Origin of the sequence: Rummeliibacillus pycnus (assembly GCF_044359855.1) — a bacterium.
Lineage (GTDB): Bacteria > Bacillota > Bacilli > Bacillales_A > Planococcaceae > Rummeliibacillus > Rummeliibacillus pycnus_A.
In genome coordinates, this window is record NZ_CP132291.1 from 3,779,569 (window position 1) to 3,796,456 (window position 16,888).

The following is a 16,888-nucleotide window of genomic DNA, read 5'->3' on the forward strand; positions in this document are numbered from 1 at the left end:
AGGGGGATTTATGTGGAAGATCAAAAACTTTTGAAGATTCTTGGTAATCGCGATGTAATGGCATTAGCATTTGGTGCAATGATTGGTTGGGGATGGGTAGTTACAGCTGGATTGTGGATCACTGGAGCAGGTTCGTTAGGTGCGATTATTTCTTTTTTATTCGGAGGAATTTTAGTTATTTTTATTGGTCTTGCATACGCCGAGCTTGCCTCGGCGATGCCTCTCTCGGGCGGTGAACTGTACTTTAGTTATAAAGCACTTGGAAGGCAGATATCATTTATAGCAACATGGGCAATGGTGCTAGGCTATGTATCAGTAGTAGCGTTCGAGGCAGTGGCGTTACCAACAGTTTTTGAATATGTCGTACCAGGGTATAGTAAAGGTTATATGTATACAATTTCAGGTTGGGATGTAAATTTCACTTGGGTGGCTGTAGGAGTAATAGGCTCCATTATTATGGCGTTTATTAATTATCGAGGAATGAAAGTAACAAGTGTCGTTATGAGCATTTTAACACTTGTTATTTTAATTTCAGGAGTGCTACTTGTGACAGGAAGTTCAATAGCAGGCGATGTTTCGAATATGAAGCCATTATTTGTAGATGGCTGGGGCGGTATTATGGTCGTGCTTATTATGACTCCATTTATGTTTGTTGGTTTTGATGTAATTCCCCAGACGGCTGAAGAGATCAATTTACCACGTAAACGAATTGGGCAATTATTAATAATTTCCGTATTATTAGCAATTATTTGGTATGTTGGGGTTATTTTCGGAGTCTCATATATGCTGACACCAGCAGAAATCGCGAAATCAAATCTAGTAACAGCTGATGCCATGGCGAAAGCTTTTGGAAACAGTAAAATGATGGGGAATATTCTTGTACTAGGTGGTATAGGAGGCATATTAACGAGTTGGCTTGGTTTCTATGTAGGAGGAAGTCGTGCAATTTTTGCTTTAGCAAAAGCCGGAATGTTACCAAAATCATTAGGAGAACTTCATCCAAAATATAAGACACCGCATAAAGCGATTTTATTAATTGCGGTATTAACAACTTTAGCGCCATTATTTGGTAGACCAGCGTTAGTTTGGCTTGTGGATGCTGGTGGTATGGCATTAGTAGTAGCTTGGGTTCTTGTGGCATGCGCGTTTATTGCTTTACGTAAAAGAGAACCAAATTTAAAACGTCCATTTAAAGTACCAGGTGGTACTTTAGTTGGCTGGATTGCAATTATTTTATCCGTAGGGGTTTTAGCACTTTATATGCCAGGGATGCCATCCGCACTCGTTTGGCCATACGAATGGGTCATAATTATTTCTTGGGCTGCATTTGGAGCCATCCTTTATAAATATTCAATGAAAAAATATGGAGCAGAAAATGCAAATAAAATAATGGATAAAGAAATTAACCGCATTTTAGCTGAAGAAGATATTGTTAATGATGACAAGAAAAATAAGCAAGTCAAGGTTTTTACTGAGGATGTTATTTGATAAATGTTGTATCACAAAAACATGTTGCCAAGGGGGATGAATGTATGTCGAATTATCGTTTTGCAGTTGATGTCGGAGGCACTTTCACAGATGTTTTTGTTTTTGATGAAGCGGAAAAGAAAATTTCAGTAACGAAAGTATCCTCTACACCAAAAAGTCCAGAGATAGGAATTGTTGAAGGGGTAAAACAAACTGGGTTATCTGGAAAAGACATTATCCAATTTTCACATGGTACAACAGTTGGGACAAATGCGTTAATAGAAAGAAAATTACCGAAAACCGCACTTGTAACATCAAAGGGATTCCGTGATGTTATTGAGATAAGAGATGGTACAAGACTTGATTTATGGGATGCTTATAATGACGTGGCACCTCCATATATTAAACGTAGAGATCGCTTTGAAGTGTCAGAACGTACTGACTATGCTGGAAATATTTTAGAATACATTGATGAAGATGAAGTACGTCAATTAGGTAAAAAGTTAAAAAAACGTGGTGTTGAATCAGTTGCTATTTGCTTTATAAATGCTTATGTAAACGGAGAAAACGAGACAAAAGTAAAAGAGATTTTACGTGATGAATTAGGTAAAGATGTCTACATTTGTAATTCAAATGATATTTTACCTGAAATTTTCGAAACAGATCGGATGAGTACAACGATTGTTAATGCGGTACTTGGTCCTACAGTCAGCAATTATATTCATCGTTTAGAAGATGAGATGAAGAAGCTTGAATATGAGGGAGATATTCTAGTTTTACACTCTGGTGGTGGAGTAATGACATCTGAAACAGTCCCACGTTACGCAGCACGTTTAGCCAGCTCAGGTATTGCTGCTGGAGCGATTGCGAGTAAATATATCGCTAACCTTTGTGGTTATAAAAATGCAATAGGTTTTGATATGGGTGGGACAAGCACAGATATTTCACTTATGTATGAAGGTGAATTGCGTATTACAAAGGATTGGTATATTGAATATGGTTATCCTATAGGCTTTCCAAGCATAGAAATCCTAACAATAGGCGCAGGCGGTGGTAGTATTTCTTGGACAGATGAAGGTGGTTCACTTCGTAATGGTCCGCAAAGTGCTGGAGCAGAGCCTGGCCCAGCTAGTTATGGTCGAGGTGGTACAAAGCCAACAAATACTGATGCTAATGTAGTATTAGGTCGTCTAGGTATGAACTTATTAGATGGCAAAATGTCGTTAGATAAAAAAGCGGCAGAAAAAGTGATTCGTGATAGTATTGCAAAAACATTTGATTTAGGTATTGCAGAAGCTGCGGATTCTATTCTAAAAGTCGCAAATGCAAATATGTGTGATGCATTACGATTAATATCTGTTCGTCGTGGATATGACCCACGAGATTTTGCATTAGTTGCTTTTGGTGGTGCTGGAGGTATGCATGGTGCTTATTTAGCAAAGGAAATGGATATTCCAATGTTGATTATCCCACCGTATGCTGGTGTTGCTGCAGCTATGGGTTGCTTAATGGTAGATGTTCAGCACGATATTACGAAAACATTTATGGCAAATGCCAAGAAAATTACAGTAGATGAGTTAGATAATGAATTTGCATCTATGGAAACTGATGCTTTTGCTTTATTAAAAGAAGAAGGTATTGCAGAGGAAGATATGAACTTTATCCGTTATGTCGATATGAGGTACGCGGGACAATGGCGATCTTTATCTATTACAGTAAGCAAACTTACCTCTATGGAGGAGGTATTAGAACAATTCCATAGAGAACATGAGCGTGAATTTGCCTTCTTTAATCCTTCTCAAGAAGTAGAGGTTTATGGCTTACGTGTAGCTGCAATTGGTATTGTTGAAAAACCTGAATTACCAAAAGTGCTTGTAGAAGGTACATTAGAAGATGCTTTTGTTGAAGAAAGACCAGTATACTTTGAAGAATCAAATGGTTTCGTCAATACTCCGGTTTTTTATCGTGACAAATTGCCAACAGATATTCAAATTCAAGGACCGGCAATTATTAACCAACTAGATTCTACAATTTTAATTCCACCAACATTTATTGCGAAAGTTGATGAATACCGCAATATACTTGTTCAATATTAAATTGTAAAGGAGACTGGCCATGACAACAAAAACGGAATTATTCCAAAGTAAATTAGATCCTGTCACATTTGAGGTCTTAAAAAATGCATATGTCAATTTAGTTGACCAAATGTCAGAACAAATTTTAAGAACCTGCTATTCATTTGTTATTTATAACCGTGATTTCAGCTCAGCTATTTGTGATGCAAATGGAAATACAGTCATGCAAGGAACACAAGATATTTCTGTTCATGTTGGTACCCTACATTTAACAGCAAAAGCAGTAATAGAAGATTTCAAAGATGACATTCACCCTGGTGATGTATTTATAATAAATGATCCATACCGTGGGGGGACACACTTTAATGATACTCGATTGATTCGCCCGGTATTTTATGAAGGTCGTTTAATATCCTTTATGCAAGTTAATGGTCACTGGGCGGATATGGGTGGTTCTGTGCCAGGATCATTTGATATTAAATCAAAAGAACACTTTGGCGAAGGAATGCGTATTCCACCGACTCGTATTATTAGTAAAGGTATGTTTTTAAAGGATGTCGCAAATTTAATCGTATCAAATATGCGTATTCCTGAAGAACGTCTTGGTGATTTGCGTTCACAAGTAGAAGCAACAAAAGTAGGAGAAACACAGTTGCTTGCTCTTATTGATAAATACGGTATTGATACGATTGAGACAGCGTTTGCAGAAGTACAAGACTATGTAGAGAGACTTGCACGATCGCATATTCGAGCATTACCAAATGGTACATGGGAAACGACAGATTATCTTGATATGGATCCACAGATTGGGGATGGTTTAATCCCAATTCAAATTAAAATGACGATTCAAGATGATGAGGTTTTCTATGATTTAAGCGGTTCACATCGATATATAGGCTGCTTCTTAAATGCAGGGTTTGGTGCATCCATGTCAGCGGCTTATGCGGGAACGAAGACATTCTTCCCTGATATCCCGTTAAACTCAGGCTTTTATAGAGCAGTTCATATCGAATTACCTGAAAATTCAGTTGTTAATGCGCCGTATCCAATAGCAGTAACAGGATTTTGCTCAGGCGCATACGAGAAAATCCTAAATGCTTGTTTTGACTTATGGTCACGTATTATGCCAGAGCGTGCTCTAGCATGTTCTTTCAACCTTGAATATTTGTTAATTGGTGGTTGGGATACACGACAAGATCGTAATTACTTTATGTGGTATGACTGGATGGCTGGTGGACATGGTGGTCGCCATAAAAGAGATGGAGCAAATGCAATGTCTCCAGTATTTGGAGTAGGTCTAAGTGTACAACCGTGTGAAGGACAAGAAAGGTTATCTCCGGTCGTAACGACAAAGCATGAAATTGTTATCGATTCAGGTGGTCCAGGCCAATATCGAGGTGGGTGTGGTGTAGAAAAAGGCGGTATTCTAACGGAAATTGAGGATACTGTGATGTCTTATTGTTGTGACCGCTCACGTTCTATTACATGGGGGATTTCAGGTGGCCTTCCATCATCTCCACATGGTGCTTGGTTGAATCCAAATAAAGAAAATGAACAATTTTTAGGTGCGATTTTTTCTAATGTCGAAGTGAAAAAAGGCGATTCATTTACACGTCCATCAGCGGGTGGAGGTGGATTAGGCGATCCACTTTTAAGAGATCCAAAAGCTGTATTAGATGATGTTATTGATGAGTACGTATCAATCGAGCGTGCGAAAAAGGATTATGGGGTTATCATCGTGGAAATCGATCGCGATCTTGATTTATTTGAAATTAATGAAATTGCGACTGAAAAGGAACGTGCTTATATTCGCGAAAATCGCAAAGTTTGGTTGCAAGAGGATATTGCTGTAGTAGAAGAACAGTATTTGAACGGTGATATAGATGAATATGATTTAATACGCAAACATGGAGTTATTTTTGATCATGATACAAAAAAAGCACTACCTATATCAACAAAGCAATATCGGGATATGTTACAGCAAAGAATGGTACCACATTGGAAATAAAGACATTGGAGGGATAATATGAGTCAGCAAACAATCGTAAAATCATATGGGAATTATATTAATGGCAAATGGGTAGGAAAGGATTTACCTACACGTGATGTAACCAATCCAGTAACAAACGAAGTTATTGGACATGTACCAAATGGCGGTACAAAAGAAACAAAAGAAGCGATTGAAGCAGCACACATTGCATTTGCAACTTGGTCACAAACAACGGCATATGATAGAGGCAAGTTACTTCGCAAGCTACATGAGCTAGTACTTGAAAATAAGGAAGAGTTAGCGAAAACGATGACTCTAGAAATGGGCAAACCAATTCGTGAATCTCGCGGAGAAGTTGACTCTGTTGCTTCGTTTTTAGATTGGTATGCAGAAGAGGGGAAACGGATTTATGGCGAAACAATTCCAACGCATAATTCCAATAAGCGTTTGCAAGTTTGGAAGAAACCGGTTGGAGTCGTAGGAGCTATCACACCTTGGAATTTCCCAGCGGGTATGCTAGCTCGAAAAATGGGTCCAGCTCTTGCAGCAGGTTGTACAATCGTTATTAAGCCATCGAGTGAAAGTCCATTAACTGCGATAAAAATTGTAGAATTATGTGAACAAGCAGGATTCCCAAAAGGTGTTGTCAACTTGGTAACTGGCTCGTCACAAGAAATTGGCGACGAACTAATGGCAAATCAAAAAGTCCGGAAAATTACATTTACGGGATCAACAGAAGTCGGTAAGCAATTAATTGAACAAAGTGCAGCACAAGTAAAGCGTTTATCATTAGAACTTGGAGGTCATGCTCCAGTAATTGTACTAGATGATGCCAATATTGATCTGGCTGTACGAGAGGCAGTTGCTTCAGCATTTCGGAACACTGGTCAAACCTGTGTCTGCGCGAATCGTATTTATGTACAAGAAGGAATTCATGATCAATTTGTCGAGAGATTTGTTGAGGCTGTAAAAGGTCTAAATGTAGCAAATAGTATTGAAGAAACGGCAGATATTGGTCCGCTTATTAATAAGAGCAGTTTAAATAAAGTGATTGAACAAGTTGAAGATGCTATACAAAAAGGTGCCAAGGTAGCTTACGGTGGTGAAAGATTACAAGAACTAGGAGAGAATTTCTATAAGCCAACTGTACTTTGCGATGTAGATCCTTCTATGATTGTTATGCATGAAGAAACGTTCGGGCCCTTAGCACCAATTCAAAAAATTACTTCCATTGAAGAAGCAGCTACTTTAGCAAATGACACGCCTTATGGTTTAGCTGCATATGTATTTACTAACAATGTATCTAAAGGCATGAAACTGATTGAAAAATTAGAGTATGGGATTATTGGGTGGAATGATGGCGTACCTTCTACAACACAAGCACCATTTGGTGGAATGAAGGAAAGTGGTGTTGGGCGTGAAGGTGGACACGAGGGAATAGAACCATATATTGAATCACAGTTTGTATCGATTAGCTTAGAATAATTGTTGGTTTTTTGAAGTATTGTCTATTTCTATCTCGGTATAGTATGATATTTACGTAGGTGAATTTTCATAAGATTACCGAGGGGGATGAGATTATGAATACTATATTTATTGCAGGTCATGCAAGACTTCCTTCAGGGATGGCCGCAAAAAATATATATGAAACTTTAACAATTACTGCAGAAATTGATAAGAAATATGGGGTTATCGTTGCAGCAAGTTGTACACTAGCAACACATCATAGTCAAGTATTTGTTGAAAGTTTATTAAGAGGTTATAGTTTACAAGACGGTATTGAAACCCCTATTAAGGTTGTTAAGGAACATTACTTGGGAAAAGCAGGTAATGCATTGGTATCATCTTTAAAAGATTTATTTAAACAATATGAACAACATGTTCATGTGAATTGCCATAATTGATGTTAAAGGGCACTCTTCAAAGTCTTATTGAGGACTTAAGAAGGTGCCCTTATTATCATTTTGCAATTAAAGTATTCATAGAAGTAAATTTATTCGATGGGTCTTTTTTGATCATCTAGTGTAAAACCTTCTCCACTAACATCGTGGACTTCAGATACAGACATGAAAGCATGTGGATCAACTGATAGAACAATACTTTTTAATTTAAACATTTCATTCTTCCCAACTACACAATAGATTACTTCACGATCATCTTTAGTGTAATAACCATACCCTTTTAAAAAAGTGACGCCACGATCCATTTGTTTGGCAATACGTTCTGCAATCTCATTATTATTGTTTGAGATAATGATGGCACCTCTTGCTGAATAAGCGCCTTCTTGAACAAAGTCGATTACTTGTGCTGTTACAAACACACAGACTAAGGTATACATAACAGAACGAGCATCTAAGAAAGTTATCCATGATAAAATAATAACAACTGCATCGAAAATGAACATCGTTTTTCCCATTGACCATCCGAAGAATTTATTGACTAGACGGGCAATAATATCGACACCACCGGTTGTACCTCCTACACGGAAGATTATACCTAGTCCAATTCCAAGAAATACACCGGCAAATAAAGAGACAAGGAACATATCATTGTGCAAATCGATTGGGAACTGATAAATTTGGAATAACTTTATAAATACAGAAACAGATACGGTACCAATAATTGTATAGATAAAGGTTTTTCGACCAAGCACGCGCCAACCGATGATAAACATAGGTATATTTAATACTAAGTTCATGATAGCAGGATCAAAATGGAATACGTTGTATAAGATTAACGTAATACCATTGAATCCGCCTTCACCTAAATGGTTTTGTATATTAAAGTTTACAAAACCAAAACTAAAAATGGCAGCACCTAATATGATGAACAAAGTATTTTTAATTTTAATATTTGACATACAATTTCACCTCATTTTTAAGTTGTAGAGTATAATAACGATAAATGTGTAGAAAAATATTTGCATTTATCGAAATCATCTAGGATAGATGATACAGTAATAGTTATAAGTGTTTCCTTCATTTTTACATGGTTTTTCCAATTTTAATAACTTAACACAAGAATATATTATCATGTATTTTATGGATTTTGACAACTACCATTTTAGTTGATTAGGATAAGGAAAAATACGAGATCAAGATCGTTGGAATAGAAAGGAAGAGAAGTAATGATAATTCGAGTTGTAATCGCTGGACCAAGAGGTAAAATGGGACAAGAAGCAGTCCACACAGTAATGAACGATGACAATATGGAGTTAGTGGCAGTATTAGATCATAAAGATTTAGCAGTAAACTTAGCTCAATATGAACAATTTCCTGAACAATATGACGTACCTGTTTATACAGAATTACATACATTATTTGATGCCGTAAAAGCAGATGTTTTTGTAGACTTAACAACACCATTAGCAGGATATGAACATACGAAAACTGCACTTTTTGCAGGTGTACGCCCTGTAATTGGAACAACAGGTTTTACTGATGGACAGTTAGAAGAACTTACTAATCTTGCAAAGTCATCAGAAATAGGCTGTATTATTGCACCTAACTTTGCGATTGGTGCTGTTTTAATGATGAAGTTTGCCCAAATGGCTGCAAACTATTTTCCTGACATTGAAATCATTGAAATGCATCATGATAGAAAATTAGATGCGCCTTCTGGTACAGCGGTAAAAACAGCTCAATTGATGGCTGAAAATCGATTATCTCATAAACAAGGTCATCCAGAAGAACATGAAAATATTCCTGGGGCAAGGGGTGCGGATTTTGAGGGAATGCGTATCCATAGTGTACGTTTACCAGGATTGGTTGCACATCAACAAGTGTTATTTGGTGGGACGGGAGAGCTATTAACAGTGCGTCATGATTCATTTGATCGTAAATCCTTCATGACAGGTGTAAAATTATCCATTGAAAAGGTAATGGATTTAAAAGAATTAGTTTATGGTTTAGAAAACATATTATAAAAGGTAGGGAAGGTAATATGAAAATCGCATTAATTGCGCATGACAAGAAAAAAGATGATTTGGTGCAATTTGTGACAGCATATCGTGACATTCTATCGCAGCATGAGTTATTTGCTACAGGTACAACTGGGCAAAGAGTAATTGATGCAACAGGCTTAGATGTGACGCGTTTCCGTTCAGGCCCATTAGGCGGGGACCAACAAATTGGGAGTATGATTGCCAATAATGATATGGATATGGTCATATTCTTCCGTGATCCATTAACTGCTCAACCTCATGAACCAGACGTCTCTGCTTTGATACGTTTAAGTGATGTTTATCAAATTCCGTTAGCTACCAATATGGGTACTGCAGAAGTGTTATTAAAGGGATTACAAGAAGGATTTATCGACTGGCGTTTAATACAAGAACGCAGAAAATAGAAAGGGAGTGGTCGGATGAAAAAATTAAAAATCGGTATCACATGTTATCCGACCGTTGGAGGCTCTGGGGTTATGGCAACAGAGCTAGGTAAAATGTTGGCGGAAAGAGGTCACGAGATTCATTTCATTACTTCTAGTATGCCTTTTCGTTTAAATAAAATTTATCCAAATATTTTTTATCATGAAGTTCAAGTAAATAATTATTCTGTTTTTCAATATCCACCATACGATATTGCACTAGCGAGTAAAATGGCAGACGTGATTCAAAGTGAAGAGTTAGATGTATTGCATGTACATTATGCGATACCTCACGCGGTATGTGCAGCATTAGCACGTGATATGTCTGGACAAGATATTGGAATTGTCACTACATTACATGGAACAGATATAACAGTTTTAGGATATGACTCTGCTTTAACAAGTGCAATTCGATATGGTATTGAAAAGTCAGATATAGTAACAGCGGTATCCGACTCATTGAAACAACAGACATATGATCTAATCGAAACAGCAAAACCGATTGAAACGATTTATAATTTTGTAGATGAACGTGAATATACACCAAAAGATGGAACTCAGCTAAAAAAGGATTTTGACATACTAGAAAACGAAAAAGTGTTAATACATGTTTCAAACTTTAGAAAAGTAAAACACGTACCGGATATCATTCGAACTTTTATAAAAGTACGTGAAACAATGCCTGCCAAATTATTATTAGTTGGCGATGGCCCAGAGAAAAATCAAATCATGCATGAAGTGAAAAAGTGTGAATTTGCTTCAGATATTTTGTTTTTAGGTAAGCAAGAAAATCTATCGGAGCTTTATGCAATGAGTGACTTAAAGTTATTAATGTCTGAAAAAGAAGCATTTGGACTAGTTTTGTTAGAAGCGATGGCTTGTGGAGTACCAGGGATTGGTACGAATATTGGTGGAATTCCTGAAGTGATCGAGCATGGTGAAAATGGTTATATTGTGGAACTCGGCGATTATGAGAAGGCTGCACAATTTGCAATTGAATTGCTACAAGATGACAAAAAGTTACAGCAATTTGGAGAATCAGCTATTTATACTGCAAATCATAGATTCCATTCATCGAATATTGTGGAACAATATGAGGCGCTTTATGAAAAGGTGGCACGAAAATATGATTAAACAAAATGCATGGGAAGCTGCATTTGACGTAATATCGTTACTTGAAGAAAATGGGTATGAGGCTGTTATAGTAGGTGGTGCAGTTCGTGATTCATTAAGAGGTCATCCGGCGAATGATGTTGATGTGGCGACGAATGCAGTACCTGAGGAGGTAAAGGCTGTTTTTATTCATACAGCTGATGTCGGTATTTCGCATGGTACAGTTCTTGTAATACATCCATTAAGTCCTGTAGAGGTAACGACATATCGTACAGAAGGAACCTATCAAGACCACCGTCGCCCAGATGAAGTACATTTCGTGTCATCATTAGCAGAGGATTTAAAACGACGAGATTTTACGATTAATGCAATGGCCATGTCAGGAAATCAGGAAATTATTGATTTGTTTGGTGGTAAAGAAGATTTACAAAATGGTGTAATAAGAGCTGTTGGAGAACCAATAGAGCGATTTAAAGAGGATGCCTTACGAATGCTACGGGCTATTCGTTTTAGTGCACAACTAGGTTTTCAAATAGAAGACTCTACATTTGAGGGTATTTCAAAACAAGCTAAAGATCTACATTTTATCGCAAAAGAACGTATAAAAGCTGAATTCGACAAGATTTTTGTTAGTGAACATCCTGAAAAAGCGATGCAAAATATTAAACAATCCGGTTTAGATGAGTTTTTACCAGGTGAATATATCCAAATTGGTAGTTGGGAAAATTTTGAAGCGGGAATGGAATCTTGGAAAGGATGGGCTTTTTTCTGCTTATTACAACCTCAACAAGATGTAAAAATCATGCATACATTTAAATGCTCAAATAACGAGAAAAAAATTGTAAAAGATATAATTGAGGCATACCAATCATTAATTTCTCAAGGATGGACGAAGAGACATTATTTTGAATTTGACTTAGAAGTTTTGAAAACAGCTTATGTATTTGCTGACTATCTCGAAAATATCCCAACACAACCTAAATCTGTAGAAGAAATTGAACAGAATAAAGCGAATTTAGCTATTCAAAAGAAAACGGATTTAGTTGTATCAGGGCATGATTTAATTAAATGGAGTGGTAAAAAAGGCGGATCGTGGTTAAAAGAAACTCTTGAAAAAATATTAACAGAAATTCTTGAGAATCGTCTGTCTAATGACCAACAACATATAAAGGAATGGTTTTTGAGTGAACGTGACAGTGGAATATAAAACCGTTGATATAACAATATTTAGGATGTAAATATTTTTTGTAATTTAGAGCAAGTGACCAAAAGCGACTATTTAAATTAAAACGTCAAACAGGTCACTTGCTTTTGATTTATCTTTTTTAGTCAAGTGACTATAAGTATTTAATGTTTCTTGAATACTTGAATGCCCTAATTGTTCTTGTATGACTGAAATTCACATTTTTACTAATCATGTAAGAAGCCCAAGAATGTCGTAATCCATGAAAATTAAGCGGTGGTAAATTGTATCGTTTAATAAAATTTCTCCAACGCTACAAGTTATGAGAATAATTAGAAAATCCATCATCTCTTGAAATTAGTAAATCTATCTTGTTGCCTTCTTGGTTTAACAATGGGTTCCATTCTGTTCCATGTACTTCCTTTAATTTTTCTTGTTTTTCAGCATATAGTTTAAGTTCTTTCATAAATGTAGAGGGTACACTAACGATGCGAGATTTTTTATTTTTAGTTGGTCCTAAAAAATACTTTTTAAAATCCTTGTCGTATTGCAAAGTCTTATTGATCAAAATTGTATTATCATCAAAATTTAAACAATCTATTCGTATTCCTCCTATTTCTGCCATGAGTAAACCAACAAATAATGCTAATTTTACTGAAATTCTAAATTTCATATCAACGTTTTCTAAAGTAGCTAAAAGTTGTTTTATTTGATTTTCATCATAAAATTTCATTCCCCTATGTCTTACTTTATCTTTTGGTTCGTCCACATTCTTCATAGGATTATCTTTAATAACTCCCCATTTTACAGCTTTCGAAAAAATACTCTTGAGCACCATATATTTACCGTTTAACCCTTGTGTACCTTTTGCTTTTTACTTGTTAAAAAATCAATTAAATATCGATACGATTAAAAGTGACTTTAATTATCGTGTGCTTGTATGGGTGTGTAATTAAGTTAGGTTCATTGCAGACCTAAGTAATAACAGGACAAGGTATAGAGTTTGTGGAAGGTGCTATAACGGTTTTGAAATATGTACTTCATTATCTTGTTGATGAGTGATTTAAAAGGTGTTTGATATGTATTTAAATATTAATTAATGCATTGTCCTGTGAGAACTCTAACATCACATAAGCACTAACTAAAAAGAATAATTAAAATCAAGAGGAAATCATTTAAATTAATTTCAGCAGTGACCATAGAACGTGCGAAGGAAATGTTTGGTGAAGATAACGTCATTCAATCCGTGTAGATGAAAAAACGGGGGTTGTGGCGGAACTTTATCCAGTAGAAGATAAGTCTATTTCAACATTTGCTGCAGGATGGCAAACTATTCAAACTGACTGGTTCACTTTGCACAACGACAATACTTTCCGTACGAGTGCAGATAGAAAAATTGCTAGTTCTGGTGGAGGAGACTTTGGTATAAGAGTACTTGGGCATACTCCACTTTCAATTAAAGGCACCGATAGTTTTATAGCTTATAGATTATACGAATATGATCCGCAAAATGCCGATGATTTTGTAGCCCCACAGATGGATGTCCCCGGAAATAGAATTTGGAATCCAGCATATGATATCGTCTGGAGAGGTATTAGCGATTATTGTGATGGTATAGAAGGCAAAGCTGAGTTTTTTGCAACCCATTCCGAAAACTATAAAATGGACAAAGATCTTAGAATTGATTATATTGACTAACATAAAAAAACAGGAGATTATCTCCTGTTTTTTAATTTATTTTTTTATTATCTTTACTTGTTATTTCAATTTGATACTGGTCGTCTTTAATCGTTTTTTTAATTTCCTGAGAGGAGAGAAATTCATGAATGTCTTGTTCAATGAGCTTTGCTTTTTCTTTTGCTCTTGAATCTCCTGCCCGAATGTTTAATTGAACATATAATTTAACCTTGTCTTTAACAGAGTAACCAAATGACTTTATGGAATATTTTTCATTATTAAGCAACACTTCATTAAGAGTACTAACAATATTCATCCACCTAGTGTTACGCTCACGTTGATCAAAAATAAATGTCTCAAATGATATTTTAAAATCCCCTACATTATAAGCCTCACCAGCTTCTATCACAATACGAATGATTTCATTTTTTCTTGTGTTATAGTCACTTTCAGGAATTAATAACGTCAATTCAGCTGGTTTCGGTTTTATCATGAACTGATTGTACGTTAAATTGAATCCAGCTTCCTTCATTTGTTTCCTAATTTCAAAGAGAAAATCTTTATTTTCTAAAGGATATTCCTTTATGTTCTCAAGTACTATGTCTCCAGTATTTCTTTTTACCTTAATGTTAATTTTGTTGTATCCTTCCTGATGTAGATATTGTTTTGCGGCTTGCTCTACCTCTTTTTTTTGATGGTCATATTGTTTAGAATCAATAGAAATTAAGAGCGTGTGCTTTATATAATCTTGGGAAATGTGTTTTACTTCAAAGCCTTTTTCCCTCAGATATTTAGTTAATGCATCTTCAATTGTCCCTCTATTAAAAACCGTATTGAACAAGGGGATTTTGGAAGCGAGTGTAGCCATTGCTGGTGAAACAAAAGTAGAACCGATAAAAAGCCCTATAAACAGAACAGCGGCAGAAGACCCGAGGAAGAATTTCTTTTTAAAAGTTCCTTTTTTCTTTAACGATTGATTGCTCATTTCCTCCTCTGCTTGCTTAAAACCTTTCATAACCCTCTCATTTAGTTCATTAGGAATTTTAATTGAATTTAAGTTCTTTTGAATTTGATTATTATCCTCCATAGATATCCTCCTTCTTTACAATTTTTTTGAGTTTTTTCAAAGCGCGATATGTAATAGTTTTAACAGTACTTAACGGCAAGTACATAACCGAAGAAATTTCCTGAAACGTATATTCTTGATAATACTTTAATAAGATTACCGTTTTCTCTGTCATATCCAACTCATCTAAAATATCTTGTAATGAAAGGCTGAGAGGAACATCTAGATCATTATCTGAACCGTCCCATAAGTTTTCCAAGTCGCTAGATTCAATGATAATCTTGTTATTCTTTCTTAAGCAATCTATGGAGCAATTTATTGTGATTTTGAACAACCATGTCTTGAAATAATTCATTTCTTTTAATGTATCGAACTTCTTAAAGGCTCGATATGCAACTTCTTGTACTACATCTAAAGCATCCTCACTATTTTTCACATAAGTGTAAAATATCTTGTTGATATTCTTGGAATAGCGAGAATAATGCTTCTTTTTCTTTCTTTGACATTGATTTTTTCTTTGGCAGAATAATCGCCTCCTATCTTTCCTCTATATTTATTAGACAGTAAAAATTCGAATTTAGCCGTAACTTTTAAAAATTTATTTTAGATTTATACAAAAATTTGGATATAAACTTTTTTACTGGTGGCTATGCTTATAGCGTAACTTTAGTGAAAAGCCTACTAAAAAGCATAGAAAAAACAAAAAACTTTTCTTGTCAGAAACGCGATTAAATCTATGATTACATAATAAGATACACAATACTGTATGAAAACAGATGGAATGAGGGGTTCTAATGACCAAAGAAGCGAATGTGTAGCCATTACGTACGAAGTCAGAAATTGAAGATTTTCGGTGGACGCTCTCCAAATATGCGAGTACCAGGGATTTGTTTTAATTTAATTTAGGAATAATGTGGGGCTGCGTGTGAGTTATCTGGTGCCTTTAATGATCCAAGATGTTCGAGGGAAAACGCACTTAGTGATTACGGAGCAAAAAACGAAGAAAACGAAACTATTTTTGATTCCGAGAGCAACTAGAGAACTAATCAAGGACTATACTCGCGATATGAGCTCTTCTACGTGTCTTTTCCCGAATCAGAAAGGGAATAGCCATATTTCTATCCACCAAACAGGCCTACAGAGTGCTGCAGAGGCACTCTGTAGGGATGATATTGGCACGCATACCATGCGAAAAACGTTTGGGTATCATCTTTATAAGCAAAATAAGGATGTGGCGGTGTTGCAGCAGTTATTTAATCGCTCGGCGCCATCAATCACTATGAAGTATATAGGTATGAGCGAGGATGAAGTCAATGCGACGATGGAATATTTTGCATTATAAAAGTTTTTTTTGAAATATAAACCTGTGGAAAATTTTCCGTTGGTGTTTTATTTTTTTAAACGGAAATAGGTAAAGTACAATATTATAGATTTTAATTCAAGAATATTATTTAATTTCATAAATTTCTCCTGTATATGGATCGAATGAAAAGGTTTTGACTGTACCTTTGGATTTTCCAACAATTTTATAAATTTCATATAACTGATTATCTTTTTTTGTGTGCATGTTAATTTGTGGTTTATTAATTATATCTAAATTTTCTTTATCTTTTATTAGATTTACGGCTTCTTTATAGGTATATTCAGGTTTTTCATAATTATATATAATTAAACATCCAATAGATAACAACATTAAAACCCAATATAGTATTTTAATGTTCAATGAATTTGTTTTAGAAAATAAAAGGATTCCAGCTATTATTAATATAATTAGAGAATAAACTGAGTACTGTTTTAGTCCATTTATATTCTGATACAAGTTTGCGTTGGTATAAGAATAGATACTTACAGTACATGTAACTATTAAAATAAGGATGAGTTTGAAATATAGATTATCTAGAATCATTCTCATAAATCCCCCCCCTTTTTTTTAATTATTATTAATTCCTTCT

16 protein-coding genes are annotated in these 16,888 nt (G+C 35.4%); 11 read left to right on the forward strand and 5 right to left on the reverse strand.

The window, feature by feature from the left end; translation table 11 throughout:
* Positions 1-12 precede the first annotated feature (12 nt).
* The 5 genes from Q8X41_RS18355 (at position 13) to Q8X41_RS18375 (ending at position 7,436) form a co-directional block, all read left to right on the forward strand.
* Positions 13-1,488, forward strand: coding sequence for an APC family permease (locus Q8X41_RS18355; protein ID WP_397537683.1), 1,476 nt, complete (start codon positions 13-15; stop codon positions 1,486-1,488).
* A 44-nt stretch (positions 1,489-1,532) separates the two neighbouring features.
* Positions 1,533-3,563, forward strand: coding sequence for a hydantoinase/oxoprolinase family protein (locus Q8X41_RS18360; RefSeq protein ID WP_397537684.1), 2,031 nt, complete (start codon positions 1,533-1,535; stop codon positions 3,561-3,563).
* 19 nt (positions 3,564-3,582) lie between these two features.
* Positions 3,583-5,550 (forward strand): hydantoinase B/oxoprolinase family protein, encoded by a 1,968-nt coding sequence (locus tag Q8X41_RS18365; protein ID WP_397537685.1) that lies wholly within the window; start codon positions 3,583-3,585, stop codon positions 5,548-5,550.
* 18 nt (positions 5,551-5,568) lie between these two features.
* Positions 5,569-7,017, forward strand: a complete 1,449-nt coding sequence (locus Q8X41_RS18370) for an NAD-dependent succinate-semialdehyde dehydrogenase (RefSeq protein WP_397537686.1) — start codon at positions 5,569-5,571, stop codon at positions 7,015-7,017.
* Positions 7,018-7,112: 95 nt separating this feature from the next.
* Positions 7,113-7,436, forward strand: coding sequence for a DUF3870 domain-containing protein (locus Q8X41_RS18375; protein WP_397537687.1), 324 nt, complete (start codon positions 7,113-7,115; stop codon positions 7,434-7,436).
* Positions 7,437-7,525: 89 nt separating this feature from the next.
* On the opposite strand, the gene Q8X41_RS18380 is transcribed toward Q8X41_RS18375, so the two are convergent.
* A complete protein-coding gene (locus tag Q8X41_RS18380) occupies positions 7,526-8,392 on the reverse strand; it encodes a YitT family protein (RefSeq protein ID WP_397537688.1) in 867 nt (288 codons plus the stop codon).
* Between the two features lie 267 nt (positions 8,393-8,659).
* Between Q8X41_RS18380 and dapB the strand changes: the two genes are divergently transcribed.
* From dapB to Q8X41_RS18400, 4 genes are read left to right on the forward strand one after another with little or no spacing between them, the layout of a single operon-like run.
* The gene (dapB, locus tag Q8X41_RS18385; protein ID WP_397537689.1) at positions 8,660-9,457 is read left to right on the forward strand and encodes a 4-hydroxy-tetrahydrodipicolinate reductase; all 798 of its coding nucleotides are present in this window, start codon (positions 8,660-8,662) and stop codon (positions 9,455-9,457) included.
* Between the two features lie 17 nt (positions 9,458-9,474).
* Positions 9,475-9,879 (forward strand): methylglyoxal synthase, encoded by a 405-nt coding sequence (gene mgsA / locus Q8X41_RS18390; RefSeq protein ID WP_397537690.1) that lies wholly within the window; start codon positions 9,475-9,477, stop codon positions 9,877-9,879.
* A 15-nt stretch (positions 9,880-9,894) separates the two neighbouring features.
* Positions 9,895-11,031, forward strand: a complete 1,137-nt coding sequence (bshA, locus tag Q8X41_RS18395) for an N-acetyl-alpha-D-glucosaminyl L-malate synthase BshA (RefSeq protein ID WP_397537691.1) — start codon at positions 9,895-9,897, stop codon at positions 11,029-11,031.
* Positions 11,024-12,217, forward strand: coding sequence for a CCA tRNA nucleotidyltransferase (locus tag Q8X41_RS18400; protein WP_397537692.1), 1,194 nt, complete (start codon positions 11,024-11,026; stop codon positions 12,215-12,217). The genes bshA and Q8X41_RS18400 overlap by 8 nt, the downstream gene beginning before the upstream one ends.
* Before the next feature lie 289 nt (positions 12,218-12,506).
* On the opposite strand, the gene Q8X41_RS18405 is transcribed toward Q8X41_RS18400, so the two are convergent.
* Positions 12,507-13,028, reverse strand: coding sequence for a tyrosine-type recombinase/integrase (locus Q8X41_RS18405; RefSeq protein WP_397537693.1), 522 nt, complete (start codon positions 13,026-13,028; stop codon positions 12,507-12,509).
* Between the two features lie 434 nt (positions 13,029-13,462).
* Between Q8X41_RS18405 and Q8X41_RS18410 the strand changes: the two genes are divergently transcribed.
* Positions 13,463-13,891, forward strand: a complete 429-nt coding sequence (locus tag Q8X41_RS18410) for a hypothetical protein (protein WP_397537694.1) — start codon at positions 13,463-13,465, stop codon at positions 13,889-13,891.
* A 31-nt stretch (positions 13,892-13,922) separates the two neighbouring features.
* Here the strand turns inward: Q8X41_RS18410 and Q8X41_RS18415 are convergent, their stop codons facing one another.
* Both Q8X41_RS18415 and Q8X41_RS18420 read right to left on the reverse strand, forming a co-directional pair.
* On the reverse strand, positions 13,923-14,957 hold the full coding sequence (locus Q8X41_RS18415) for a DUF4030 domain-containing protein (protein WP_397537695.1): 1,035 nt from the start codon (positions 14,955-14,957) through the stop codon (positions 13,923-13,925).
* On the reverse strand, positions 14,947-15,372 hold the full coding sequence (locus Q8X41_RS18420) for a sigma-70 family RNA polymerase sigma factor (protein ID WP_397537696.1): 426 nt from the start codon (positions 15,370-15,372) through the stop codon (positions 14,947-14,949). The genes Q8X41_RS18415 and Q8X41_RS18420 overlap by 11 nt, the downstream gene beginning before the upstream one ends.
* A gap of 489 nt (positions 15,373-15,861) precedes the next feature.
* On the opposite strand from Q8X41_RS18420, the gene Q8X41_RS18425 reads away from it, so the two are divergent.
* Positions 15,862-16,278 carry a tyrosine-type recombinase/integrase gene (locus tag Q8X41_RS18425; RefSeq protein ID WP_397537697.1) on the forward strand — a complete coding sequence of 139 codons (417 nt, stop codon included), beginning with the start codon at positions 15,862-15,864 and terminating at the stop codon, positions 16,276-16,278.
* Between the two features lie 105 nt (positions 16,279-16,383).
* Here the strand turns inward: Q8X41_RS18425 and Q8X41_RS18430 are convergent, their stop codons facing one another.
* Positions 16,384-16,848 (reverse strand): hypothetical protein, encoded by a 465-nt coding sequence (locus Q8X41_RS18430; protein WP_397537698.1) that lies wholly within the window; start codon positions 16,846-16,848, stop codon positions 16,384-16,386.
* Positions 16,849-16,888 lie beyond the last annotated feature (40 nt).